The sequence below is a fragment of the Corynebacterium segmentosum genome, from assembly GCF_900637825.1.
GTDB lineage: Bacteria > Actinomycetota > Actinomycetes > Mycobacteriales > Mycobacteriaceae > Corynebacterium > Corynebacterium accolens.
Map to the genome: position 1 here is coordinate 1395923 of NZ_LR134408.1, position 25594 is coordinate 1421516.

26 protein-coding genes are annotated in these 25594 nt (G+C 58.4%); 16 read left to right on the forward strand and 10 right to left on the reverse strand.

Annotated features, from left to right (window positions below; translation table 11 throughout):
• Positions 1–4: 4 nt before the first annotated feature.
• A complete protein-coding gene (gene msrB / locus EL217_RS06715; RefSeq protein ID WP_005283348.1) occupies positions 5–421 on the forward strand; it encodes a peptide-methionine (R)-S-oxide reductase MsrB in 417 nt (138 codons plus the stop codon).
• Between the two features lie 91 nt (positions 422–512).
• Here the strand turns inward: msrB and hemQ are convergent, their stop codons facing one another.
• Positions 513–1214 (reverse strand): hydrogen peroxide-dependent heme synthase, encoded by a 702-nt coding sequence (gene hemQ, locus EL217_RS06720; RefSeq protein ID WP_023017388.1) that lies wholly within the window; start codon positions 1212–1214, stop codon positions 513–515.
• Between the two features lie 150 nt (positions 1215–1364).
• On the opposite strand from hemQ, the gene EL217_RS06725 reads away from it, so the two are divergent.
• Both EL217_RS06725 and EL217_RS06730 read left to right on the forward strand, forming a co-directional pair.
• On the forward strand, positions 1365–2039 hold the full coding sequence (locus EL217_RS06725) for a DUF3000 domain-containing protein (RefSeq protein WP_023022634.1): 675 nt from the start codon (positions 1365–1367) through the stop codon (positions 2037–2039).
• Position 2040: 1 nt separating this feature from the next.
• A complete protein-coding gene (locus EL217_RS06730) occupies positions 2041–3261 on the forward strand; it encodes an HRDC domain-containing protein (RefSeq protein ID WP_126319181.1) in 1221 nt (406 codons plus the stop codon).
• On the opposite strand, the gene dxs is transcribed toward EL217_RS06730, so the two are convergent.
• The 5 genes from dxs to dut form a co-directional block, all read right to left on the reverse strand.
• Positions 3258–5156, reverse strand: a complete 1899-nt coding sequence (dxs, locus tag EL217_RS06735) for a 1-deoxy-D-xylulose-5-phosphate synthase (RefSeq protein ID WP_126319182.1) — start codon at positions 5154–5156, stop codon at positions 3258–3260. The two genes, EL217_RS06730 and dxs, sit on opposite strands and share 4 nt — an antisense overlap.
• 106 nt (positions 5157–5262) lie before the next feature.
• The gene (locus EL217_RS06740) at positions 5263–6519 is read right to left on the reverse strand and encodes a class I SAM-dependent RNA methyltransferase (RefSeq protein WP_126319184.1); all 1257 of its coding nucleotides are present in this window, start codon (positions 6517–6519) and stop codon (positions 5263–5265) included.
• Positions 6512–7219 (reverse strand): DUF3159 domain-containing protein, encoded by a 708-nt coding sequence (locus EL217_RS06745; protein WP_126320044.1) that lies wholly within the window; start codon positions 7217–7219, stop codon positions 6512–6514. Before EL217_RS06745 ends, EL217_RS06740 begins: the two co-directional genes overlap by 8 nt.
• A gap of 29 nt (positions 7220–7248) precedes the next feature.
• A complete protein-coding gene (locus EL217_RS06750) occupies positions 7249–8220 on the reverse strand; it encodes a DUF3710 domain-containing protein (RefSeq protein WP_005278949.1) in 972 nt (323 codons plus the stop codon).
• A 14-nt stretch (positions 8221–8234) separates the two neighbouring features.
• Positions 8235–8627, reverse strand: a complete 393-nt coding sequence (dut, locus tag EL217_RS06755; protein WP_005278948.1) for a dUTP diphosphatase — start codon at positions 8625–8627, stop codon at positions 8235–8237.
• A gap of 184 nt (positions 8628–8811) precedes the next feature.
• Here dut and EL217_RS06760 point away from each other — a divergent pair, with 184 nt between their 5' ends.
• Both EL217_RS06760 and EL217_RS06765 read left to right on the forward strand, forming a co-directional pair.
• Entirely contained in the window at positions 8812–9273 is a 462-nt protein-coding gene (locus EL217_RS06760) for a DUF3093 domain-containing protein (protein WP_005278947.1), read from the forward strand.
• Positions 9274–9547: 274 nt separating this feature from the next.
• Positions 9548–9790 (forward strand): cell division protein FtsW, encoded by a 243-nt coding sequence (locus tag EL217_RS06765; protein ID WP_126319186.1) that lies wholly within the window; start codon positions 9548–9550, stop codon positions 9788–9790.
• A gap of 191 nt (positions 9791–9981) precedes the next feature.
• Here EL217_RS06765 and EL217_RS06770 read toward each other — a convergent pair whose 3' ends face one another.
• Positions 9982–10272, reverse strand: coding sequence for a DUF4193 domain-containing protein (locus EL217_RS06770; protein ID WP_005278945.1), 291 nt, complete (start codon positions 10270–10272; stop codon positions 9982–9984).
• A 111-nt stretch (positions 10273–10383) separates the two neighbouring features.
• Positions 10384–11271 carry an inositol monophosphatase family protein gene (locus EL217_RS06775; protein WP_126319188.1) on the reverse strand — a complete coding sequence of 296 codons (888 nt, stop codon included), beginning with the start codon at positions 11269–11271 and terminating at the stop codon, positions 10384–10386.
• Here EL217_RS06775 and ppgK point away from each other — a divergent pair.
• Both ppgK and EL217_RS06785 read left to right on the forward strand, forming a co-directional pair.
• Positions 11270–12028: a polyphosphate--glucose phosphotransferase gene (gene ppgK / locus EL217_RS06780; RefSeq protein ID WP_126319190.1), complete on the forward strand. Its 759-nt coding sequence runs from the start codon at positions 11270–11272 to the stop codon at positions 12026–12028. The genes EL217_RS06775 and ppgK overlap by 2 nt on opposite strands.
• Before the next feature lie 197 nt (positions 12029–12225).
• Positions 12226–13644: an RNA polymerase sigma factor gene (locus EL217_RS06785; protein ID WP_126319191.1), complete on the forward strand. Its 1419-nt coding sequence runs from the start codon at positions 12226–12228 to the stop codon at positions 13642–13644.
• A gap of 145 nt (positions 13645–13789) precedes the next feature.
• Here the strand turns inward: EL217_RS06785 and EL217_RS06790 are convergent, their stop codons facing one another.
• Positions 13790–15553 carry a DEAD/DEAH box helicase gene (locus EL217_RS06790; protein ID WP_126319193.1) on the reverse strand — a complete coding sequence of 588 codons (1764 nt, stop codon included), beginning with the start codon at positions 15551–15553 and terminating at the stop codon, positions 13790–13792.
• The gene (locus EL217_RS06795) at positions 15550–15801 is read right to left on the reverse strand and encodes a DUF3039 domain-containing protein (RefSeq protein ID WP_005278940.1); all 252 of its coding nucleotides are present in this window, start codon (positions 15799–15801) and stop codon (positions 15550–15552) included. The genes EL217_RS06790 and EL217_RS06795 overlap by 4 nt, the downstream gene beginning before the upstream one ends.
• 138 nt (positions 15802–15939) lie before the next feature.
• On the opposite strand from EL217_RS06795, the gene EL217_RS06800 reads away from it, so the two are divergent.
• The 9 genes from EL217_RS06800 to galE all read left to right on the forward strand — a co-directional run bounded on the left by EL217_RS06800 (position 15940) and on the right by galE (position 25590).
• Positions 15940–16323, forward strand: coding sequence for a DUF3099 domain-containing protein (locus tag EL217_RS06800; protein WP_023017374.1), 384 nt, complete (start codon positions 15940–15942; stop codon positions 16321–16323).
• Between the two features lie 39 nt (positions 16324–16362).
• Positions 16363–17946: a DUF7059 domain-containing protein gene (locus tag EL217_RS06805; protein WP_126319195.1), complete on the forward strand. Its 1584-nt coding sequence runs from the start codon at positions 16363–16365 to the stop codon at positions 17944–17946.
• A 35-nt stretch (positions 17947–17981) separates the two neighbouring features.
• A complete protein-coding gene (gene dtd, locus EL217_RS06810; protein ID WP_126319197.1) occupies positions 17982–18425 on the forward strand; it encodes a D-aminoacyl-tRNA deacylase in 444 nt (147 codons plus the stop codon).
• Between the two features lie 360 nt (positions 18426–18785).
• Positions 18786–20180, forward strand: coding sequence for an HAAAP family serine/threonine permease (locus EL217_RS06815; RefSeq protein ID WP_005278931.1), 1395 nt, complete (start codon positions 18786–18788; stop codon positions 20178–20180).
• 37 nt (positions 20181–20217) lie between these two features.
• Positions 20218–21591 carry an L-serine ammonia-lyase gene (locus EL217_RS06820; RefSeq protein ID WP_126319199.1) on the forward strand — a complete coding sequence of 458 codons (1374 nt, stop codon included), beginning with the start codon at positions 20218–20220 and terminating at the stop codon, positions 21589–21591.
• A 140-nt stretch (positions 21592–21731) separates the two neighbouring features.
• Positions 21732–22484 (forward strand): helix-turn-helix transcriptional regulator, encoded by a 753-nt coding sequence (locus EL217_RS06825; protein ID WP_232018220.1) that lies wholly within the window; start codon positions 21732–21734, stop codon positions 22482–22484.
• Between the two features lie 193 nt (positions 22485–22677).
• Positions 22678–23691 (forward strand): sigma-70 family RNA polymerase sigma factor, encoded by a 1014-nt coding sequence (locus EL217_RS06830; protein ID WP_005278926.1) that lies wholly within the window; start codon positions 22678–22680, stop codon positions 23689–23691.
• Between the two features lie 234 nt (positions 23692–23925).
• Positions 23926–24603, forward strand: a complete 678-nt coding sequence (locus EL217_RS06835) for a metal-dependent transcriptional regulator (RefSeq protein WP_126319201.1) — start codon at positions 23926–23928, stop codon at positions 24601–24603.
• Positions 24604–24606: 3 nt separating this feature from the next.
• Positions 24607–25590 (forward strand): UDP-glucose 4-epimerase GalE, encoded by a 984-nt coding sequence (gene galE / locus EL217_RS06840; protein ID WP_005278922.1) that lies wholly within the window; start codon positions 24607–24609, stop codon positions 25588–25590.
• Positions 25591–25594: the final 4 nt, after the last annotated feature.

The following is a 25594-nucleotide window of genomic DNA, read 5'->3' on the forward strand; positions in this document are numbered from 1 at the left end:
AGTCATGACTGATTTTAAGCTCATTGCTGATGCCGACTGGCAAAAGCGCCTTAGCCCCGAAGAATATTACGTATTGCGCGAAGCTGGTACGGAGCCTCCGCACGTGGGCAAATACACCGATACCACCACAGAAGGTGTCTACTCCTGCAAGGCCTGCGGCGAGGAGCTATTCCGTTCCACCGAGAAGTTCGATTCCCACTGTGGTTGGCCTTCCTTCTTCTCCCCGCTAGCCGGTGACAAGATCATCGAGCGGGAAGATAACTCCTTGGGCATGCGCCGCATCGAGGTACTATGCGCCAACTGCGAGTCCCACTTGGGCCACGTTTTTGAAGGCGAAGGCTACGATACCCCGACTGACCTGCGCTACTGCATCAACTCTATTTCCTTGAACCTGGAAGAAAAGCCCATCGAGGAAAACTAAGATTTCACTACCACGCGCAGTGAGATCAAATGACAGCGCTGGGAGCTCGCTCCAGTAAAGGGTGCTCCCAGCGCTGTTTTTGTTTCACATCTTAAGGCAAAACCTTAATGAGTTCTGCGATGTCTTTTACGCGGCGTCCGGTGTGGAAAGGAATTTCCTCGCGGACGTGGTGGCGGGCTTCGGTATAGCGCATCTTATACATCAGGTCCACGATGCGGTGCAGCTCGTCGGCCTCAAAGGCTAGCACCCACTCATAATCCCCAAGCGCGAATGCCGGCACAGTATTGGCGCGCACATCGGGGTAGTCGCGTGCCTGCATGCCGTGTTCCATCAAAATGCGGCGGCGCTTTTGTTCGTCCATCGTGTACCAGTCATAAGAACGCACGAAGGGGTAGACGGCAATCCACTCCTTGGGCTCTTCCCCCATGATGAAGGAAGGCAAGTGGGATTTATTGAACTCGGCCGGCCGGTGCAAGGCGTTTCCAATCCAGGTCACCTCGCTTACCTGGCCCAAGGTGGTCTCCCGGCGGAAATCGCCGAAGGCTTTTTGGATATCGGAAAATTCCTCAGCGTGCCACCAGATCATGAAGTCTGCAGAATCGCGCATCGCGGTCAGATCGTAGACGCCGCGAACGGTGACCTTATTGTCCTTTTCTAGCTCCGCAAAGAATTCTTGGGCTTGGGAGATAATCTCCTCGCGCTCGGTGCCCAGACCGCCTGGAATCACCTTAAAAACGGCGTGTTGGGAGTACTGCTGTACTTCGTTGAGTTCCTTGAAATCGAGCTTCGCCATTGCCTTCTCCTTTGCAGAAGCTTATTCGAATATTCGGACATATCCATCATAAGTTGGAGTTACACCGATTGTCATCCCTCTCCCCTGTGTGCCTCCCACTATCGGCGCGCCTCCGCCAGCTCAAGGTGGTGAAACTATAGCTTTATCAAGGTGAGTAATTCCGAATCGACCACGCCCAGCGCCGGTAAGAATGCCGGAGGCAACTCCGGAGATGGTGCAGCCTTTACCTCCCTACGCCGCAACGACGAGGCACAAGAGCCGACGACGCCGCCGGCATTTACTCAGGCGGTAGAGTCCATGCACGCGGCCGCTCTTCGCCCTGAGATTAGCCTCGGGTCCATTCGCCCACCGCAGCGGCTAGCCCCCTTTAGCCACGCCATTGGCCTTGAGGTGGGCACGGAAGAGGAGCCCGATATTATCGCCACCGATTCAGATGGCGATGCCTTCGGGCGCCTCATCCTCCTCCATGACCCAGGCGCGGAAGAGGCCTGGGAGGGCGCGATGCGCCTAGTGGCGTATATCCAGGCCGATATGGATGATTCGGTAGCAGGAGATCCGTTGCTGCCGGACGTCGCCTGGCAGTGGCTCAATGAAGGCTTAGAAAAAGAGGGCGCGGAGCTTACCAACCTCGGCGGCACCGTCACCTCCACCGCTTCGGTCCGCTTCGGAGAGATCGGCGGTCCCCCGCGCGCTTATCAGATTGAAATGCGCGCATCGTGGACCGCGGAGGGACTAGATTTAGCACCGCACGTGCAGGCCTTTGCACAAGTCTTAGCCAACGTCGCGGGCCTGCCGCCTGAAGGCGTTACTGAGCTCGGCCGCTAAGATGGTGGAATTTCGGAAGCGTCCGAAGGAGGGTATTCCGAAGGTCTTATCCACCCCGGCGGAATTTGCCGAGGCGGCCGCGCGATTGCAGGCGGGCACCGGGGCCTTTGCCATCGATACCGAACGCGCCTCAGGTTACCGGTACGATGACCGCGCCTTTCTCATCCAGATTCGCCGTAACGGCGCCGGGACGATGCTTTTTGCTCCAGAAGGCCACCGCGCGGAGTTAACCCAGGTGCTGGCCCCGGTGCTCAATGGTCAGCACTGGATCATTCACGCCGCCCCCTCGGATCTCCCCTCTCTTGGGTGGCTCGGGCTTTTCCCCGGCGCCCTTTTCGATACGGAATTGGCCGCCCGGTTTGCTGGCTTTCACCGCACCAATTTGGGCGCCATTATCGCGGAGCTTTTCGATGTCCAGTTAGAAAAGGGCCACGGCGACGATGACTGGTCCATCCCGCAGTTGAGTGAAGAAATGCGCGCTTATGCCGCACTCGATGTCGAGCTCCTGCTGGAACTAGCTACGACGCTGCGCGATATCTTGGCCGAACAAGAAAAGCTGGAGTGGATGCTGGAGGAGTGCGCGGCAATCGTCGCCAAGCATGCACATGACACCTCCCCACAGCCGGGCTCCTGGCGCGATATCAAGGGAGTATCGAGCTTAAAGAATGGGAAGCAGCGCGCCGCGGCGCAATCACTGTGGAACCTGCGCGATGATATTAGTCGGCGAACCGATACCGCGCCTGGGCGGGTACTGCCCAATAAGGTGCTGGTAGAGATAGCCCGGGTTTTGCCCAGCACGCAACCGCAGCTCACCCGCATCAAGGGGTTTCCGCGGCGGCGCAAGGGTGCCGCGCAGCGCTGGTTGCGGGCGGTGCAGCAGTCCCAGAAAATTCCACCGCGGGGGCGCCCGGGTTCGCTCCGTGAGGAAAGAACCGTTCCCTCCAAATCGGTGTGGTCCAGGGAGTATCCAGAACTGTGGGAGGAGTATCAGCAAATCCGCGCCGCCGTTGGGGACATCGCCGAAGAGCTCGGGCTACCATCGGAGCTGCTACTGCGACCCGCTACCCTCCGCGCTGCCGTGTGGGCGGCGATTGGTGGGAGCGGCACCATCAGCCAGCCTGAAGACGTGCCCGCCTTCCTAGAAAGCGAAGGCGCGCGGTCATGGCAGGTCAACCTCGTTGCCCCGGCATTGATCGCGAGCCTATTTTCCCAGCCGCACTAATCGGTGAGGTTGTCTACCCACTCGGTAATCGATGCAGCAATGAGCTCTGGGCTTAGGCCAAACTCTTCCAAAACCTCGCCGCGGGAACCGTGCTTGGGGAAGTAGCCAGGAACGCCAAGGCGCCGCACCGGGGTATCCACCTCTGCGGCTCCGAGAGCCTCAGCAATCATGGACCCGATGCCGCCGCGAATGAGGCCGTCTTCTACCGTCACCACCAGATCGTGATCTGCCGCCATAGCGATGACGGAGCTTGCCACTGGCGCGACCCATCGCGGGTCAATGACCGTGACGTTGAGCCCCTGCTTCTCCAGCTCTTGCGCGGCCTTAATGCTCCGTGCGGACATCGCACCGATAGAAACGATGAGGACCTCGGGGGTATCCTCACCGGCGTCAGCCTCGCCGTAGTAGAGGATATCGACGCCATCGGCAAGCGTATCCACGGCTTCCATATCGGGCAGCAAGTTTCCCTTGGGGAACCGGACGACTGAAGGCCCAGAATCAATGTCCAGAGATTCGTGAAAGAGCTCGCGCAGGCGCGCACCATCGCGCGGGGCGGCGATGTGCATACCTGGGACAACGCTCATTAAGGACATATCCCAAATTCCGTTGTGGGAGGCGCCATCAGATCCCGTCACGCCCGCGCGGTCCAGCACGATGGTCACCGGCAGCTTGAGCAAGGCAATATCCATGATCACCTGATCCACAGCCCTATTCAGGAACGTGGAATACACAGCCACCACGGGGTGCATGCCGCCCAAAGCCAAACCAGAGGCAGAGGCCATCGCATGCTGCTCGGCGATGCCCACGTCAAAGAACCGCTCTGGGAAACGCTCCTGGAAGGGAGCCAACCCCGTAGGACCCGCCATGGCTGCAGTGATTGCAACGATGTCATCGCGCGTTTCCGCCGCCGCGATCAATTCTTCAGAAAATGCGGCCGTCCACCCCGGCTGCTTGGTGCCCTTGGCAACGCCGGTTACTGGGTCGATGGCACCGGTCGAGTGCATCTGGTCCTTCGGCTCATTGACCGCAGGCGCAAACCCGTGGCCTTTTTCCGTGACCACATGCACGATAATGGGGCCCTCATAATCGCGGGCATAGGAAAGCGCATGCACCAAACCATCGATGTCATGGCCGTAGATGGGGCCAATATATTTAATGCCCAGCTCCGGGAAAATCTCCGTGGGCAAGACCGTGGACTTGACGCCTTCTTTCATGGCATGGAGCGCATCAAAGGCGCGCTCGCCTACCCACCCCATGGATTTTAAGCGGCGCTTGCCCTGCTCCATGAGCTCGTCGTAGCCATGCTGGGAACGAATGCGCCCCAGGTTTTCAGAAATGCCGCCGATCGTGGGCGAATAGCTGCGGCCGTTGTCATTGACCACGATGACCGCATTGCGCTTTTTATCTTCAGAGATATTATTGAGCGCTTCCCAGCACATGCCGCCGGTAAGCGCGCCATCGCCGACGATGCCGATGACGTTGCGGTGGCCTTCCCCGCGAATCTTGAAGGCCTTAGAGAGTCCATCCACAGTCGATAGCGAGGCGGAAGCATGCGAGGATTCCGTCCAGTCGTGCTCGGACTCACCGCGGTCCGTATAACCGGACAGGCCACCCTTTTGGCGCAGGGTATCGAATTGGGCCGTGCGGCCAGTGAGCATTTTGTGCACATAAGACTGGTGGGAGGTATCGAAGATGATGGGCTCGCGCGGGGAATCAAAGACCCGGTGCAGCGCAATGGTCAATTCCACCACGCCCAAATTGGGCCCCAAGTGCCCACCAGTCACCGATACCTTATCGATGAGGCGCTGGCGAATATCCGCCGCAAGTTCCTCCAACTTATCTGCAGGCAGTGCCTTCAGGTCTTGCGGCGAGTTTATGGTATCCAAGATAGTCATGGAGCGGCCTTCAACTCCTTCTGTGCTTAGTTCTTCCTATCCACCGTACCCGTGGTCCGTATTTTCTTTTATATCGGCTCATTACTTCAGGCGAGGTATTTTCGCGTTAAACGGAACTCTGCGCCGGCTTATCTGCTTCCTTATCTGGGGTAATAAGAGCGATAACCTCAAAGTGATGGGTGCCAGGAAAGGCATTGATTAGCGCCATTTTCTCAGGCTTGTACCCAGCGCTGTGCCACAGGGATAGATCGCGGGCAAAGGTTGCGGGATCGCAGCCCACATGAACCACGGCCTGCGGCTTTGCCTCCGCCACGGCGCGGATAACCTGCTCGCCCGCCCCGGTTCGCGGCGGATCGAGCACCACGGCACCAGGTTGGGGCAATTGCGCAGCAACCTGTTCTACCTTCGCGGATTTGACTGCAATATCGATATCACGCAACCCCGGCTGCGTAGTCGCCGTTGCCGCGGGCGAATAGTCCACGGAAATGACTTTTCCGCCGGTGGCTTCTGATAGCGCGGGCGCGAATAAACCGACGCCGCCGTACAAATCCCAGGCAATCTTCTGCTGGTAATTCCGGCCGGCCAGCCACTGCCCCGCCGCAGCGCTATAAATCTCCGGCGCCGCAACATGCGCTTGCCAAAAGGCCGTGGCAGGGAAGGAAAACTCGCGGCCATTGACGTATTCGACCACGGTGCCAGAGCCCTCGATGACCTCGCGAATGGTCTCCACGCGCCTGCCCCGCGGTGCCTTGCGCGTTTCCACCACATGCCGGTTACCCGCGCCATCGAGAACCGCGACGATTTCGGCCCCCGGGGTAAAACGCCGCGCGCCGTCGCCTACCAAACCATCAATCAAGCCATCTGCTAGTTGGGTACAACCGACAGAAGTCACCAGCTCATTCGAGCGGTACTTCCGCAATCCGGCGCGGCCTTGCTTGTCGATGCCCAACCTGACCCTCGTCCGCCAGCCCCGTACGGGCGGCAGGTCGTGTTGTTCAATAGCGAGGGACTCGAGCCCTTCTATGCCGCTACGGCGCAGCTGTTCGCGGAGAACGTCCATCTTGATGTCTAGTTCCGCTGCGGGATCCAACTCTGCAAAATCGCAGCACCCAGCACCAAGCTCCGCGGCGGGGCAACTACTGGGTACGCGCAGCTCACCCGCAGTCACGATGCTATCGAGTTCGCCCTTGATAAAGGACTTTTTCACCTTACCGGCGGTTGCGCGAACCGTGTCCCCCGGAAAAGCCCGGGGAACGAAGACGACGCGCCCGTCTGAGGCGTGGCCGATGCCAAGTCCACCATGGGCCATGCGGTCAATGGTGACCTCCAGGGTGTCTCCGCGAGATAGAGCGGACTCATTCATTTTCTGCCTCAAACTCTTGTGTACTGCGATCTGAACTTGTGGCAAGCCCGGCATTTTCTGCCGCTTCTACCGCGGCATCTGCGCGGCGCACCATCCACACGGTCAATGCGGTCACCAATAGCGTCAAGGGCCAGCCCATGACGATCCTGGTAATGCCCAAGGCGGTCGTCTCCCCGGCATCATAAATCGCCCGCTGGATGATAAACCGCGCTAAGAAGATAACGGCCCACCCGGCGGTGGCAATGGAATAGGCCCTGCGCGCAAGCTTTACCTTCTGCCAGGCCATATCATCGCCGTTCAAGCCCTTCCAGATAACGCCAACGGCCGGCCACCGGAAGAGAATTGATAGCGACGCGGCGATAAACAGGGCCAGTGACATCCAAATGCCGTATAGGAAGTAGCCTTTGGCATCGCCGGTAAACCAGGCGATGGCGGCGCAAATGGCCACCCCGATAAGGCCAGAGATGGCCGGCTGAATGGTCTGTTTGCGAACGATGCGCCATATGGCGATCACTACCGCCACACCCAGCGCGGAGATCAGCGCTGGGGTGAGGCCATAAAGGCTATTAACTGGAATAAGGACGACAATGGGCAACGTGGCCGCGACGAGGCCGGGAAGGCCTCCCATTTGTTCCAACAAAGTTGGCTCAGTATCGCGGTCCTGGTCGTCGCTTAGCTGAGGAGCCTGCGGCTCCGGCAAAGAGTTACTCACGTAGCGTTCTGCTTTACTTACTTATCGGTATCGGGGTTAGACCCCTTGTCTTTGTCATGTGCGGGAGATTCATTGTCCCCCTTGGGTGGCTGCGCGCCCAAATCGCGCAGTTGCTGTTCGGCTTCCGCCTCAGCTGCGGGATCGGGGCCTCCTACCCCGTTTTCTGGGTGACCTTGGGCCGCCTGCCCCTGGGAATTTGCGCCTGATTGGTCCTGCTGACGCTTTTCCATGGCTTGTTTGACCTGCTCCACCAGCTGCTTGGGCATGATGACCGGCAGTGCATTGCCCGCCAAAATGGGATCTTCACCGCGGTAGACAAAGGTTCGCGATGCTACATCGCGCGCGATCTGCGCTAAATCTTCTTCAAGGCCGGTAGGTGCTGCAAGAGTTAAGCGCAGCATCCACCGCGGGCCCTCGGCGCCAATGACGCGCAGTTGGCCGTTGTCATTTTTGCCAACGATTTCCAGCCCCCAAGGGCCTTGCTCCGTGGTGACGGATAGCCCATCGCGGCTCATGCCTTCCTTGATTTCTTCCACGGATTCAGCCCACTGGCCAGGCTTGCGTGGAGCTGCGAAGGCAACGGGAGTAATACGGCCCGCCTTGGTTACAATGTGCAGCATCTTCGGGCCTTGTTCGCCCATTTCTACCTGGACCTGGGAATCCTTGGGCAGCGGAATGCGCATCGAGCCAAGGTCAAGGATGCCGATGGAAGAATCAGAAAAGTCAAAGTCTTCGATATTGACGGAATCGCCATCGAAGGGGCCGGTTTCGCCATTTACGGCGTCGTGGGCAAACTCCGTTGGCACCTGTCCCGAAGCTGCGGCGGCATCGGCAGCCGTATCTTTTACGGATGCAAAGGAATTCGATTCAGCCGAAGCCGATCCTGCGGAATCAGCGGCAGGCTCTTGCGGCTGCGATTGCCGTGAGGCCTCCGGCTCTTCCTTCCGGTTGTCATCGTTTTTCTTTTTGCCAAATGGCCAAATACCCATGTGTTTAAACCTTTCTATACCCCGGTTGATCCGTAGCCGCCGGTACCGCGGTCGGTCTCATCCAAGTCTTCTACTTCGCTAAAATCCATTAGTTCTACACGCTGTACCACGAGTTGAGCGATGCGCATGCCGCGCTCGATCTCGATCGGGGTGTGGGAATCGTGGTTGATCAGGCACACCTTGATCTCCCCGCGGTAGTCAGCATCCACGGTACCCGGCGTATTGACAATGGACAGCCCGTGTTTAGCTGCTAGGCCAGACCTCGGATGGATTAAGCCGACGGTGCCCAGCGGCAAGGCCATGGCTATACCGGTGCCAACGAGGGCGCGTTCGCCAGGTTGGAGGGTAAGCGCCTCGGCAGCATAAAGATCGGCGCCGGCGTCACCCCGATGGGCCCGAAATGGCATCGGCAGCCCTTTATCGAGGCGCTTAATTTTGACGTCTCCTACTGGCGTTAGTTCCTGCGGTAGCGAATTCGAATCAGTCACTTAGCCAATCCTACCTGCCCCAGCCGGTTCATTCTGCGCCTGGAGTGGACTAGACTGCCTAGACGTGTCTGATATTTCTGCTCCTCAACCCGCTGACCCGAAAGTGTTGTATCGCGAACGCCAATGGGTGCCGTGGTACTTCTGGATTTTTGCAGCAATCGTTGTGGCTTTAACCTCAGCTACGGCCGGACTCAACCGCTCTGTGTGGTGGACCATCATTCCCGCGGTCCTGCTCGGAGCCATCGCTATCTGGGTGCTCATCACGTGGTCTGGGACCGTTGTGCAAGTAGAACAAGATGAAGATGGCACGCGGTGGCTGCTCGTCAAAGACGCACAGCTACCCAATGAGGTTGTCTCTCGTTCGATTACCGTTCCAAAGTCTGCGCGCCATAACGCACTGGGCCCGCAATTCGATCCGGCCGCATTCTTGGTCTCTCATGCCTGGATTGACGAGCACGCCATGATGGTCCTCAATGATCCGGAAGATGACACCCCATATTGGCTCATTGCCTCGAAAGATCCAGACCAACTGCTCCGCGCCTTCCTGCCAGAGCAGCACGCGTAAAATTCGTAGATTCTAGGGGTCGCTGCTTTTTAGAAGGCATCACCTGTGAGAGTGCCGTTGGTGTTTTCCGTGCTACTGCATCCCCCCGAGCAAGCCCGCATGACAGCATTAAAGCAGACTTTCGGTCGCACCTTACGCGGGTTCTTGTACCGTCAGTGAAAAGTTGGACTAGGAAGAGATCACAATGGGTTTCGGAGGAGCTTTAGGCAGAACTCAAAAAGATGGGAAACCCTGGATACCTCCTTGGTGGTTCTCCTTTGTGCTACTGCCGCTAATGGTCATCGCTGAATTTTATGTCAGCCAAGTAACCGGTTGGCGGGGAGTGTCCTCATCCAACGTGGAAGGAGTCTCTTGGAGCGCAGTGAGCTCTGACGGCATCGTCCTTCACGTAGTGGGGTACATGGCTTTTTACCTCGTTCTAGTACTGCCCATCTTCTTGGTTCGTCGATACCTATGGGAGAAACGGCAAAAGCAAGGAAGCGAACCGGATGAAAAGGGCAAAGACGAACAGCCTTAGATATAGCTGGATAACTGAGGGGGCCTGCCCCCGAAAGTAGAGGCCCCGGGGAGTTAGCTCCCGCGCACAGTAGGTGTCTGCTAAACAAGGAAAACTTCACACCCCGCCACGTTTGCCTGTGCAAACTGCGGCGGGGTGAATCTTTATTTGGGTTGTGCGCAGTAACGGCTAGCTAGGCCAATACTGGCTGTTTAGGCACAATCCTTACAGATGGGCATGCCATCTTCTTCGTGCGAGTAACGCTTATTGGACTGGACCAAAAAGCAGGATCCGCAGGTAAATTCGTCTTCTTGGCGGGGAACGACCTGTACGTTGAGTTCCTCGCCGGTGAGGTCAACTGATGGCGGCTGGAATGCTTCGACGATTTCGCCATCGTCATCCATGCCATTGCTTTCGGGTTCAGCTGCTTTCAGTCCCTCTAAAGAGTCAGTTTCAAGTTCGTCTTCTGCACCGCGGCGCGGTGCGTCATAATCGGTGGCCATACTGCACGCCCCTATAAGTCGAGTTGCTTTAGGAATAGTTGTTTATCGATCGCGCATAGTAAAGGACAAACACCGATATGTCATCCTGCTGCTAAGAAATTCTTAGATCCTTCACCCCCGCATCGCTTCCTTAGCACCATGTGCTGCCAAAAGTTCCTCAAATGCGGGTGCCAAATTCACCCCCGCAGCCCAGGTTAATTCACCATCGGCGGACCCCTTGTCCAGCCCTGGATGGTGGACTTTAGCTCCTGCCTCGCGGGCGATGAGAGCACCGGCGGCAAAATCCCAAGCGTTAATGCCGTGCTCGAAATAGGCATCTACGCTCCCCTCGGCCACGCGGCACAAATCAAGGGCGGCTGCGCCGATGCGGCGGATATCGCGGACCTGCGGCAGCAACTTGGTCAGCAGTTCCGCCTGTTGCTTGCGCCGCTGTGCGCCATAGCCAAATCCCGTCGCAACCAAGGAAAGGGCGGGGTCATCTTGTTCACCGCACCGTAGCAAGGACCGCGTGCCATCCGCAGTGGTAACCGTGGCACCCTCGCCTGCCGCTGCGGAATACACCTGCCTCCGCGCCACATTGACCACTGCACCCGCTACCAGGCGGCCATCGTATTCCGCACCGATGGAGACTGCGTAGTCCGGAATGCCGTAAAGGAAATTGACCGTGCCGTCGATGGGGTCCACGATCCACCTGACCCCGGTTGTCCCGTCGAAGCTCGCGCCTTCCTCACCTAATAAGCCATCGCCAGGGCGGCTTTCCTTAAGCGTGCGCGTAATGAATTCCTCAGTGGCGGTGTCGACCTCCGTCACCGGGTCGACGGCGCTCGATTTCGTCTGAGTATGTGCCGCAATACCGTCGCCAGCAACCAAGTCCGCACGGCGCGCGCGAATAAGTTCAGCCGCACGCAGTGCGGTAGATTCCGCAAAATCTCGCAACTGCAGAAAATCTATGTCATGATCCATGCCAACCATTGTGCCTTCTTCTACACTTGCGAGCATGACTACTCATACTGGCCACTCATTTGGCATCGATATCGGCGGCTCCGGCATTAAGGGCGCAGAAGTCGACCTCAAAAACGGTGAATTCGTGGGTCCGCGGCTAAAGATCCCTACCCCACAGCCGTCTACGCCACATGAGGTAGCCACGGTAGTAGCCCAAATTGTGCGCGAAAAAGAGTGGGACAAGCCCGTCGGCATCACGTTGCCCTCGGTAGTGTCCAAGCACACGGTGCACTCTGCTGCCAATATCTCACCTGAGTGGATCGGAGTAGATACCACCGAGTTGTTTTCGCGTTATCTAGACGTTGACTTTGTGGTCTTAAATGATGCCGATGCCGCAGGACTTGCGGAAGTCGCGTATGGAAACGAGTTGGCTAAAACCGGGCCAGTCATCTTTTTGACGCTGGGAACCGGTATCGGATCGGCTTTCTTCCTCAACGGGCAGCTCTTCCCCAATACCGAGCTTGGCCACCTCACGGTGGGAACTAACGAAGCCGAGGTGATCGCGTCCTCCGCCGCCAAGGAACGCGAAGGGCTGAAGTACAAGGAGTGGGCGCCTCGGCTCAATCGAGTGCTGCAAGAATACGAGAAATTATTTAACCCGCAAGCATTCCTGATCGGGGGTGGCATATCTCGCAAATTCCACAAATGGGGACCCCACTTAACCATTGATACCCCCGTTATGCCTGCACAGTTGCAAAATCGTGCGGGTATTGTAGGTGCAGCGATGGCGGTATTAGAAGGCCTAGAGCCATAAAATCGCCGTTGCATTAACCCTATCTACCGGCATTGTGCAAAAATCGCCTATACTGGGCGGTCGATCCAAAATTGCATGGCTCTCGGGCGTGTCTGACCTGCATAAGGCCTACACCCGCTAGCATTTCTTAATGCTATAGCCACCCTGTGCGGGTGCGGTGAGCTATTCCCATCAAGTAGTAAGTCGAAAGGGCGTACGTGGCAGCCACTGATTCTTCAGACCAGGCACTCGGCGAGGACGATAAGTCTGTCGAGGCATCTACTCCTGCAAAGAAGACCGCCAAAAAGACGGCAAAGAAAACGGCGAAGAAAACCGCCAAGAAGTCGGCGAAGAAATCAGCCAAGAAAGCTGTCAAGAAGACCGTGCGAGCCTCTGCGGCGGAACCGCAAGACTCCCCTGCAAACTTCGCGGAGAAACCGCCGTCGGAGGCTGAGGACGCAGAGGATCAGCTCGATTCCGTTGAGCAAGATGCCCCTGCGGATGACGTCGACTTCGACCCAACTCATGAGGACATCGAAGAGGACGAATTCGATGCCCCCACTGACCTCGATGAAGACGATATTCAGGAAGAGTTGGGCGAAGAAGAAGACGAGGACGAAGTAGAAGATACGTCCTCTGTCTGGGATGAGGAAGAATCCGTCGCCCTGCGCCAGGCACGCAAGGATGCTCAGCTGACCGCCTCCGCCGACTCCGTGCGTGCGTACCTCAAGCAGATCGGTAAGGTTGCCCTGCTGAATGCTGAGCAGGAGGTCTCGTTGGCAAAGCGCATTGAGGCTGGCCTGTACGCACAGCACCGCATGGATGAGATGGAAAAGGCTCGCGCGGAGGGCGATAAGGCTGCCAAGCTCTCCCCCATGGAAAAGCGCGACCTGCGTAGCATCGCAAGGGACGGGCGCAAGGCTAAGAACCACCTGTTGGAGGCCAACCTTCGCCTTGTGGTCTCCTTGGCCAAGCGCTACACCGGCCGCGGCATGGCGTTCTTGGACCTTATCCAGGAAGGCAACTTGGGCCTTATCCGTGCGGTAGAAAAGTTCGACTACACCAAGGGCTACAAGTTCTCTACCTATGCCACGTGGTGGATCCGCCAGGCCATTACCCGCGCCATGGCAGACCAGGCCCGCACCATCCGCATCCCGGTACACATGGTGGAGGTCATCAACAAGCTGGGCCGCATCCAGCGCGAGCTGCTCCAGGACTTGGGCCGCGAGCCCACCCCACAGGAGCTCGCGAAGGAAATGGACATCACCGAAGAAAAGGTGATGGAGATTCAGCAGTATGCGCGTGAGCCCATCTCGCTGGACCAGACCATCGGTGATGAGGGCGATTCTCAGTTGGGTGACTTCATCGAGGACTCTGAGGCCGTCATCGCCGTCGATGCCGTGTCCTTCACCTTGCTGCAGGACCAGCTCCAGGACGTGCTGACCACGTTGTCCGAGCGCGAAGCTGGCGTCGTGCGCCTGCGCTTCGGGCTTACCGATGGCATGCCGCGCACTTTAGACGAGATCGGCCAGGTCTACGGAGTTACCCGCGAGCGCATCCGTCAGATCGAGTCCAAGACGATGTCAAAGCTGCGTCACCCCTCTCGTTCGCAGGTATTGCGCGATTACCTCGACTAGATAACTCGCCCGCCTCGCACAGCATTAAGGCCGCACCACGGTGGTGCGGCCTTTTATGTGCCTTTCCCTCCTGCGGGGCTGGCGTCGCGAAAGAAGCGCAGCGCCAGCAAGCCGGCCGACAGCCAACCGGCGATAAGGAGGCTTGCTACCACTTGCGCAAGTAGTTGATGCGCTCGCGCAATTGGTCCGCGCTACACAACGCGGTGGGCGGTCCGCCGCAGGCCTTGCGGACCTCGGTGTGGATGGCACCGTGCGGCCGGCCGGAGCTCTGCGCGGCAATGGAGACCACCGTGTTGAGCTCCTTGCGCAGCGCGCCGAGCTCATCCACCACGCCGGTATCCTCTGCGCCATCGGACTCTTGCTGCTTCGCGGCAGGCGCATGACCCATGCCGTAAATCTTGCGGCGGTGGGCCTCTTCTGCCTCGGCGGCCCGGCGCGCCTTTTCCTCGGCCTCGCGGCGGTCCATTTCCTCGGATTGTTTCTTGCGCAGGAGGTCTTTGACCTGGTCGGCATCGAGGAGCCCGGGGATGCCGAGGAAATCGGCTTCCTCATCAGAGGTCATATCGCCGGTATTAAACTGCGAGCCGTTATAGAGCAGGCCAGAAAATTCGGCTTCGGCGCCTAAAGACTCGTAGGACTTTTCCAGCATGTCCGGTTCGGTCTTTTTCTGGTTTGCCTGCTCGAGTAGCTCGTCGTCCCAGCCTTCTTTCTCCGTCTTTTCTTTGCCGAGGACGTGATCGCGGGATTTTTCCATGTGCTCTGCAAGGCCGAGCAGCACGGGAACGGAGGGAAGGAAGACCGAGGCGGTTTCGCCAGGCATGCGGGAGCGCACAAAGCGGCCGATTGCCTGGGCGAAGAACAAGGGGGTCGACGCGGACGTGGCGTAGACTCCGACCGCGAGGCGGGGCACGTCGACGCCCTCAGACACCATGCGTACGGCAACCATCCATTCATCGGTGGAGTCCGCAAATTCTTGAATGCGGTCCGAGGAACCTGGGTCATCGGACAAAATAACCGAGACTGGGGTATTGGAGAGTTGCTTGAGGATTTTCGCGTAGGCGCGGGCGGTGGTGGTATCGGAAGCGAGCACGAGCCCGCCGGCATCCGGCATATTGCGCCGCATCTGCATCAAGCGGGTATGCGCCGCCTGCAGCACGGCGGGGATCCATTCGCCCTTGGGGTCGAGCGCGGTGCGCCAGGCGCGCGCGGTTTGTTCCACGTTCATGATGTCACCCAGTCGCGCGGAGTGCTCCTCCCCGGCGGAGTCCCGCCAGCGAGCCTCACCGGAGTAGGACAGGAAGACGACGGGGCGCACGACGCCATCGGCAAGCGCATCGCCGTAATCGTAAGTGTGGTCGGCGCGCGAGACCTTGTGGCCTTCCCCATCGTCCTCATAGCGCACAAAGGGGATGGGCGATTCATCGGAGCGAAACGGCGTACCGGTCAGCGCGAGGCGGTGGTTGACGTCGTCGTAGGCTTCCTTGACGCCATCGCCCCAGCTTTTGGCATCGCCGGCGTGGTGGATCTCGTCCAAGATCACCAAGGTGCGCCGCGCGGAGGCAACGGCGCGGTGCTTGAAGGGGTGCATGCCCACTTGGGCATAGGTCACCACGATGCCGTCCATGCTGGGGTTGACCGCAGAGGAGTTCGTGAAGGCAGGATCCAAGGCCAAGCCCACCCGCGCGGCGGCGGCAGACCACTGCGTCTTCAGGTGCTCGGTAGGCACCACGACGATGACGCGTTCTACCGTGCGGTCTTCCATAAGCTCCGTCGCGATGCGCAGAGCAAAGGTGGTTTTACCCGCACCTGGGGTCGCCACGGCCATAAAATCTTGTGGCTTGGTGGCGAGGAATTTATCGAGGGCTGATTGCTGCCACGCGCGGAGGTTCGTCTTCTTAAACGTCCTCACTTGCGGCGAAGACCCTTAAAAACGCGTTCGCAATCGGGGCATACCGGCGAGCCCGGCTTTGCCTGTTTGGTTACCGGGAAGGTCTCACCGCACAGAGCAACGACGTATTTTCCGTTGACCGCGGAATCGAGAATCTGATCCTTTTTGACGTAGTGGAAGAACTTCGGCGTGTCATTATCCGTCGTCGAAGTGTCTTCACGAATATCTGGCCGTTCAATTGTCTTCGTAGTCGTAGTCACGCACCCCATTTTGCCGCATCAGCATCGAACTTTGCGAGTCATGCGTCTACCCTTGGAGAACATGCACACTCTACGCACTCCAATGCCGGCTCTCCTCTCCCCTGTTGTAGGGTTACGCGCCGCGCTCCAGGGAGGTGCGTAATTTAAGTGTTTGGCAAAAAGGAACGTTTTCTCATCACGGATGCCAAGCTCTCGCCCGCACAAGATCGCAGGCGCCGGGAGCTGTGGTACGGATTTTTCCAATTCCTGCGCGTGCCGTCCCTGCTCATTGCCGGGGTCTTTTTGTACATGCATTGGTGGTTGCTCGCGGCGATTATCGTGGGCGTGACCTTTCCTTTGCCGTGGATTGCCGTGGTCATTGGCAATAGCCGCGGTGAGAAGAAGGACAAGCGGGATAAGAATGTCTATAAACCCGCGATGAATCGTCAGCTATATTCGCAGTATCAGAACCAACAGATTTCCCGCGGTGGCTCCAAAGCAATCGAATCTCAGCATTCCGTTATTGACCATGACGATGCAGCCTCCGACTAGCCACATCATCAGCACGACTGGAAAGGATCTTCTCCCAGCATGACGTCCTTTGGCCCTCATTTCGATGCCGCCGCGCTGCGCGATCTTGCCCCGGAGCTAGCGGAGGCTTTTTCGCAGGCCAGTTTTACTACCGATGGTTTAGCTGGGCATTTGGGTCCGGAGCTTACGGAGGCCCTCTACCGCGGTGAGCCTGCCGCGGTGGCGCGCGGCACCGCCGGTAATTCCCAGCTGGATACGCTCATCCGCTTCTTCCTGCTGCATGAGCATCTGCCGGCCACGCTGCTTGCCGATGCCCTCGGGGCCCGCCTTGCCGCCAAGCTCCTGGATGCCGGCGTGGCACTTTCCGATGATCGCGGCAGCATCTACATTGCCCTCGATATCCGGCCCCATATCATCGTCGGCTCCAACCGCCTCGTCTTTTCCGATGTCGATGCCTCGCTGGTGGACCACGTCCCCGGCGCGGATCACGTCTTGGGCGTCGGGGCGGCAAGCCTCTCGCTTTTGCAATCGACGCCGGTAAGCCCGGTATCAACGGTGCTCGATCTGGGCACAGGTTCGGGAGTGCAGTTGCTTGGTCAGCTCAAGTGCGCACACAGCATTACCGCGACAGATGTCCACCGGCGCGCGCTTGATTTGGCCGGCGCCACCGTCGCTGCCTCAGGGACTAGTACAGAGGTAGAGCTAGTTGAGGGCTCGTGGTTCGAGCCCGTTGCGGGGCGCACCTTTGACCGCATTGTTGCCAACCCACCATTCGTCGTTGGCCTCCCTGAGGTGGGCCATGTCTACCGCGATTCTGGCCTGAACTTGGATGGGGCTAGCGAATTGGTGGTATCCCAGGCAGTGGATCACCTCACCCCGGGCGGAACCGCGCATTTGCTCGCCGCCTGGGTGCATACCGGTGGGCAGACTTGGCAGCAGCGCGTGGCCTCGTGGCTGCCGGATAAGGGCGTGGCTGCCTGGATCATTCAGCGGGATGTCGCCGATCCTTCCCTCTACGTATCCACCTGGCTCAAGGACGAATCGCTGGATGTGCGCAGCGATGAGGGCAAGGCGCGCTCAAAGCCCTGGCTGGATCATTTCCACCACCACGATGTCACAGGTATCGGGTTTGGGTTCGTCGCCATTCAAAAAATTGCCGAAGACGCGCCCTCCGATATCTTGGCCGAGGAAATGCCGCAGCACTTTAGTGACCCATTGGGACCCGAGGTGGAGGAATACTTCGCCCGCGTGGCATGGCTGCGCGACTTGGTTCCTGGTGAGTTGGAGGGAAAGCACTTCCAGGTGCGCCCTCAAGTGGCCAAGGAAGAAGTCAGCGTGGCCGATACCGATAATAAACAAGGATTTAGCCGGGCGGTTATCCGCTTGACGCGTACCGATGGGCCCCGGTGGAGCCACGAAGTCGATGAACACTTGGCAGCAATCGTAGCTGGCTTATCTCCCCATGGGCTCAACCTTGGAGAGACCGTTGGCCTGTATGCGGTGGCGCACGGCTTCGATGAGGCAGAACTGACCGCGGCCGCGCTTCCCGCCATCATCGATATGGTTCGCCACGGCCTGCTCATCCCCGCCGATCTGCTGCTCGAGGATGATGCTTCCCCGGCTGCCCACACTGAAGAGCACTGAAGAGCACTGAATAGCCAGGAAAGGAAGGTACAGGCATGCGCGCAGTACTAACCCGCGTATCCGAAGCAGCTGTCACCGTTGCGGGCGAGACCGTCGGCGCCATCGACTGCCCGGAGACGGGCGGGCTTTTAGCCCTCGTCGGTGTCTCCCGGGAGGATTTAGCCGATTGGAAACCGCGTGCAGAAAAGATGGCCCGCAAGATAGCGGAGCTGCGCATCCTAGACGGTGAAGTATCGGTTGCAGATGCCGGAGCCCCAGTCTTGGTGGTCAGCCAGTTCACGCTGTATGGTCGCACCGCCAAGGGGCGGCGCCCATCGTGGGCCGATGCTGCACCGGGAGAAGAGGCCGAGCCGGTCATCGAGTACATCATCGAGCGCCTCCGCGAGCGCAATATCGCGGTCGAATCAGGCCAATTCGGGGCTATGATGCGCGTGTCTTCCGTCAACGAAGGCCCATTTACGGTTTTGGTCGAGACCTAATTTCCTCTCCTGCATTTTCTCTTCATCCGGCGTCTACCTGCGCGAGCACCCACTCACACCCAGAATTATCTATGAGCTAGATCGCACAATGGGCAACTTTGTTCAACAATGCATATCTCTGGGTGTCGCGCAAGCTTTTTCAGAGTGATAATTAACCTACCCGGAATACAATAAATTATTATCACGTGGCATCATCGCGGGCTTATACTTAACGTGTAACGAAGCGAATGGGCTGGATACAAGCTGAAAAAATAATTTCAGTCCCTTTCCCTCGCACGCTGGTGAGAGAAAATCTTTTCTCACTCCAGGGTGACAGGAGCCCTCAAGCTTCGGTCAACCCCATGCAGAGGAGGAGAGAAAATGTCCCACAAGCTCTTGCGCCACGGACAAGTCGAACACCCGGAACACGACGCGCAAATTCCGGAACAACTACCCGCAGAAGAAAAGCCACCCGCTGACGGCATAGAAACGCCATTTGCGGGCCAAGAAGGCGCCCCAGCGTGGAACAAGGAAGACACCGTATGGATGCTCTCCCTATTCGGCACCGCCATTGGTGCCGGCGTGCTCTTCCTTCCCATCAACGCGGGCATCGGCGGCATCATCCCGCTTCTTATCATGACCGTCGTCGCCTTGCCGATGACCTACTGGGCCCACCGCGGCATGACCCGCCTGGTCCTCTCCAGCTCAAAGCCAGACGGCGATCTCACCGACGTCGTGGAAGAACACTTCGGCGTTAAAGCCGGCGTGTTGATGAATATCCTCTACTTCCTCTCCGTCTACCCCATCCTCTTGGTGTACTCGGTAACCATCACCAACACGGTGAACTCCTTCCTGGATCACCAGCTAGGTATCACCCCTCCAGATCGCTGGCTTACCTCGCTGGTTCTCGTCGGCGGCCTCATCCTCGTCGTGCGCATGGGTAAAAACGTGGTCGTCCACGTCATGTCCTACTTGGTCTACCCATTCATCGGCATCCTGGTACTACTCTCGCTATACCTCATCCCCAAGTGGAATACCGCACTCTTTGACAGCTTCGACCTCAGCGTCGCGCGCGAAGCCTCCGGCCACAGCATGGGCATTACCTTGATGCTCTTGGTCCCGGTCATGGTCTTCTCCTTTAACCATTCGCCCATGATTTCTTCCTTCGCCGTCGACCGCCGCCAAACCTACGGCAAGTACGCGGAATACAAGTCCCGCAAGATCTTGCTCCGCGCGGAAATCCTCATGGTCGTCGTCGTGATGTTCTTCGTCTTCTCCTGCGCGCTCAGCCTTTCTCCTGCAGATATGGCCGAGGCTAAGGAACAAAACATCACCATCCTGTCTTACCTGGCCAACCACTTTGACAACCCCCTCATCCAGTGGATTGCCCCCATCATCGCCATGATTGCCGTAGCCAAGTCCTTCTTGGGCCACTACCTCGGCGCTGCAGAAGGCTTTGAAGGCCTCCTGGTCAAAGGCAGCAAAAATGCCAATAAAGATGATGCAGAATCCAGCCACAAGCTCGACACCATCACGCTCGTCTTCATGCTGGTAACCGCATGGCTCGTTGCCTGGGCGGATCCTTCCATCCTCGGCATGATCGAGACGCTCTGCGGCCCGACCATCGCCATCATGCTGTTCCTTATCCCGATGATTGCCATCCACAAGGTCCCAGCACTCGCCCGCTTCAAGGGCAAAGCCTCCAACTACTTCGTCTTCATCATGGGCCTTGTTGCCCTGGCCACCATCATCTACTCCATCGTGCAGGCTTTCTAAGCAGCACTTGCCTCTCAGGATTTTCCAGGAGAAAACCATGTTCATCAGCATCTTCGATATGTTCAAGATCGGCATCGGCCCCTCAAGCTCACACACGCTTGGGCCAATGAAAGCCGGCAAGGCCTTCGTCGACGAACTCAAAGAAAAAGGCCTCATGGATAAGGTCACCCGCGTCCAGGCCAACGTCTACGGCTCCCTCTCCTTGACCGGTGTGGGCCACTCCACCGATAAGGCCATCCTGTTGGGCCTGGCCGGCGAAGAACCAGAAACGGTCGATATCGACGGCATCTCCGCCTTCATGAAAGAGGTCAACCAAAGCGAAACGCTCCTTCTCGGCGGCACCCACACGGTGAGCTTCCCCAAGGACGGCGGCTTTTACTTCCACGATGAATACCTCCCCATGCACGAAAACGGCATGTGCCTTATCGCCTTCGCCGGCAAGGAAGACATCCTGCACAAGACCTACTACTCGGTAGGCGGCGGGTTCATCGTCAAGCAAGAAGACTTCGCCATGCGCACCCAAGATACCGTCGATGTACCATTCGCTTATTCCAGCGCGGAAGAACTACTGGCGCTGTGCGAAACGAATAATATGACGCTGCCGGAGCTCGGTCGGGCCAATGAAAGGGCGCTGCACAGCGATGAGGACATCGACGAGCACCTGCGCAAGGTCCGCGATGTCATGTACACCGGCATCAAGCGCGGCTCCACCACCGATGGCCCGCTCCCCGGCGCCCTGCTCGTACCGCGCCGCGCCGCCGCCCTGAAGCGCAGGCTGGAGCAATCCGACCCCCACGATGGCCTCAACATTTTGAGCTGGGTAAACATGTTTGCCCTAGCCATTTCGGAGGAAAATGCCGCCTGTGGCCGCGTCGTCACCGCACCCACCAACGGCGCATGCGGCGTCGTGCCTGCGGTGCTGGCCTATTTCGATGAATTCGTCGAGCCAGTCACCCCGAGCATGTTCGCGGACTATATCTTCGCCTGCAACCACATTGCCGCGCTCTACAAGATGAACGCCTCCATTTCCGGTGCGGAAGTTGGCTGCCAAGGAGAAATTGGCGTCGCCTGCTCCATGGCAGCAGCCGGGCTGGCCCAACTGATGGAGGCGACACCGGAACAGGTGTGCGTGGCTGCCGAAATCGGTATGGAACACAAATTGGGCCTGACGTGTGACCCAGTCCTAGGCCAGGTGCAAGTCCCCTGCATCGAGCGCAACGCCGTAGCTGCGGTAGACGCCATTACCAGCGCACGCATGGCCCTGGACCGCGAAAGCAAGCCGTGTGTCAGCCTCGATGAGGTCATCTGGACCATGTACAACACCGGTAAGGACATCAACGCCAAATACCGGGAGACCTCACAGGGCGGCCTAGCCCTAGCGGTGCACCCGCCCATTCCGGTATGTGGTTAATGCCGGCAACCTAGGCTCCGGAAAGAGCGCCTTTAAAGGAGGCGAGTACTTGGGCACGGCCGGGTACTCGCCTTCTTTGTCGTTACTTTGTGGTACCTTATCAATAATCTGACAGGAATTATAAGGACATGCTTCAGCTGATGAATCTTTCTAGCAGCCATGCCCCCGAAGAAAACTTCCTCGAGCAGTACATACCACTCGTCGATTTCCTCGGTCAGGCCATGGGCCCCAACACCGAAATCGTGCTCCATGATCTCGATGTACCCGATAAATCCATCATCGCCATTGCCAATGGACACATCTCCGGCCGCGAACTAGGCGGCCCGGTCACAGACTTTGCGCTCTGGTTCATGAAACAGGGCGACGCCGCGGCCGTTCCTATGATGACCGGATACCGCGCGGTCAATAGCGAGGGAAAAGTCTGCCGCTCCTCGAGCTATTTCCTGCGCGATACCACCGGCCATATGCGCGGCATGCTTTGTATCAATGTGGAATTATCCGAGCTTATCCAGATCCGCGATGCCGCTAACGCGTTGATAGGCGGTACCGAGCCGGCCATCGATAAGGCAAAGGCCTTCGGCGGCTACCCCGGCACCACCGCACCGCAGCGCACTCCCGCCCCAGAAGCGCCCGCGCAGAAAGAGCCGGAGGCGCCCTACAGCGAATCGCTGCGCTCCAACGTCGAGCACCTCTTGGACTCCATGCTGGATTCCGCGATTTCCACGCACTCCACCCCGGTCGAGTCGATGCAGCGCCACGAACGGCTAGAGGTCATCGCTTCCCTCGAGGATGCTGGCTTCTTCCTCCTCAAAGGCGGCATCGCCGCGGCGGCCACCCGGCTCGGCGTATCTGAGCCCACGGTCTATCGCTACCTCGTACAGGTCCGCGGCTAAGACTACCCCGCCACGTGGATGTAGCGGTTTTACTGCATCCACGTGGCGCCTGCGCTTGCCGACGCCCCCAAAAAGGTGGACCAAAGCGGCCGGCACGTCGCTGTTTTAAACAGTTCAGGATGGGCGGGAACTAAATGCGTCCTCACACCGTTGTACTTTTTGAAACAGGCGACAATTTCAGGAGGCTGAAAAGATGACGAATCCATCTGCCAACACCGCCAATGGCACTTCGACTGCCACTACTGATGAGGAACAGGAAGTAGACCGCGGGTCTCGCCGCAATCAAACCAATGACAATCCCTCCGCGGACTTGGTACGCGTCTACCTCAACGGAATCGGTAAGACCGACCTGCTCAGCGCAGAGGATGAGGTTGAACTCGCGCAAACCATCGAGGTAGGCCTGTATGCAGAATACAAGCTCAATAATGCAGAGAAGCTAACGCGCGCAGAAAAGCGCGACCTGAAGATCTTGGCTCGCGAAGGCAAGAAGGCCCGCTCCCACCTGCTGGAGGCGAACCTTCGTCTCGTAGTCTCCCTGGCCAAGCGCTACACCGGCCGCGGAATGCCGCTTTTGGACCTCATCCAAGAGGGAAACCTGGGCCTTATCCGCGCCATGGAAAAGTTCGATTACGCCAAGGGCTTTAAGTTCTCCACCTACGCGACGTGGTGGATCCGCCAGGCCATTACCCGCGGCATGGCCGACCAATCGCGCACCATCCGCCTGCCGGTCCACCTGGTGGAACAGGTCAATAAGCTTTCCCGCATCAAGCGTGAGATGTATCAGTCCTTGGGCCGCGAGGCGACCAATGAGGAACTGTCTGAGGAATCCGGCATTGATGAGAACAAGATCGAGATGCTGCTGCGCCAGTCCCGCGATCCCGTCTCGCTCGATATGCCCGTCGGCACCGACGAGGAAGCCCCATTGGGTGACTTCATCGAGGATGCTGAGGCTACCGATGCTGAGACCGCCGTCGTGGCCTCCATGCGCCACTCCGATATTCGCGGTGTCATCGATACGCTAGAAAAGCGCGAGCAGGACGTCATTCGCCTGCGCTACGGCTTGGATGACGGCGTGCCACGCACCCTCGACCAGATTGGTCGCCGGTTCGGGCTCTCCCGCGAACGCGTACGCCAAATCGAGCGTGAGGTCATGGCAAAGTTGCGCGATGGCAACCGCGCCGACCGCCTGCGCGAGTACGCGCTGTAAAACTTTTCGCCTCCTGAACCTTATTTAATCGCGACCTCGACTGTGCCGCCGAGAATTTTTCCAGTGTACTTTCGAGGTCGCATTCTCTATGCAAGCGGCGAGTACGAACTCGTCTCCTTAAAATCTCTCCAGCAAACTTAGGGCAACTTAAGCTAGTCTGGATACAGAATGTAAAAAGCGCTGTCTGCTTTGCGCACGGCACGCATTACTGTTTTCAAAGAAAGGTATGCCCACGTGAGGGACCTCGTTGATACTACTGAGATGTACCTTCGGACCATTTATGAATTGGAAGAAGAAGGCATCACTCCCCTGCGCGCCCGGATTGCGGAACGCCTAGAGCAGTCCGGACCTACCGTATCCCAAACCGTTGCTCGCATGGAGCGCGATGGCCTCCTCCACGTTCGTTCGGACAGGAGCTTGGATCTAACCGAAAAGGGACGCGAATTGGCCACGGCAGTGATGCGCAAGCACCGACTCGCGGAGCGTTTGCTTACTGATGTCCTCGGGCTCGATATCAGCAAGGTCCACGATGAGGCCTGCCGCTGGGAGCACGTGATGAGCGAAGAGGTGGAAAAGCGCATGGTATCGGTCCTCGATGACCCCAGCCGCTCGCCTTTTGGCAACCCCATTCCGGCGCTAGCGGAACTGGGTTTCCAGGTCCCCGAGCCATCGATTGGGACGCGGGCTATCGATCTCCCCGATGGCGAAAAGAAGTCCGCAAAGATTATCCAGATTAACGAGATCCTGCAGGTGGATGAGGCCACCTTCCGGGAACTCGCAGAGGCTGGCATCCGCATCGGTACCGAGGTCACCGTGGTCAATAATGGCGGCACGATTTCGCTTACCACTCCCTCGGGTAAGGTCATCACCTTGGCAGATGATCTCGCACACGCCGTGCGCGTGGAGGTCTAGGCCATGAAGCTTTTGGTTACTGGCGGTGCCGGCTATGTCGGCAGCGTGTGTTCCGCAGTCCTCGTAGAGCAGGGCCACGATGTCACCATCATCGATAACTTTTCCACGGGTAATAGGGATGCCGTGCCGCCCGCAGCCCGCGTGGTAGAAGGCGATGTGGCAGACAAGGCGGCAGAGGTACTGGGCGAAGGCGGCTTTGAGGGGGTCCTCCACTTCGCCGCCCGCTCGCTGGTCGGTGAATCCGTGGAAAAGCCGGACGAATATTGGCAGCACAACGTCGTGACCACGCTGCGCTTGCTCAACGCCATGCGCAATAACGATGTCAAAAGCCTCGTCTTTTCTTCCACCGCAGCCACCTACGGCGAACCGGAGCAGGTCCCTATTACTGAGGACATGCCGACCCAGCCCACGAACCCCTATGGCGCTAGCAAATTAGCTATCGACTACATGATTACCTCTTTTGCACAGGCCTTTGGGCTCGCGGCAACGTCTCTGCGCTATTTCAACGTCGCCGGTGCCTACGGCTCCATCGGCGAAAACCGCGAGATTGAAACCCACCTCATCCCCATTGTCCTGCAGGTTGCTCTGGGGCACCGCGATAAGATTTTCATGTTTGGCACGGATTGGGATACCCCGGATGGCACGCCGGTGCGCGACTACATCCACATCCGCGATCTTGCCGATGCCCACGTGCTTGCCCTCCACAGCAATGCTCCCGGCACCCACCGGATCTATAACTTGGGTTCCGGCGAGGGATACTCTGTCAAGCAAGTCATCGAGATGTGCCGGAAAGTCACCGGCCACGAGATTCCGGCGGAGATCGCCCCGCGTCGTGCCGGAGACCCAGCCACGCTGATTGCATCCTCAGACAAGATCAAGCGGGAGCTGGACTGGAATCCCCAGCGCACTGACTTGGAAACCATCGTGACCGACGCGTGGAATTTCACGCGCCAGCTGGGCGACCGGGCGCATTCGGCGCGGCGCTAAAGCG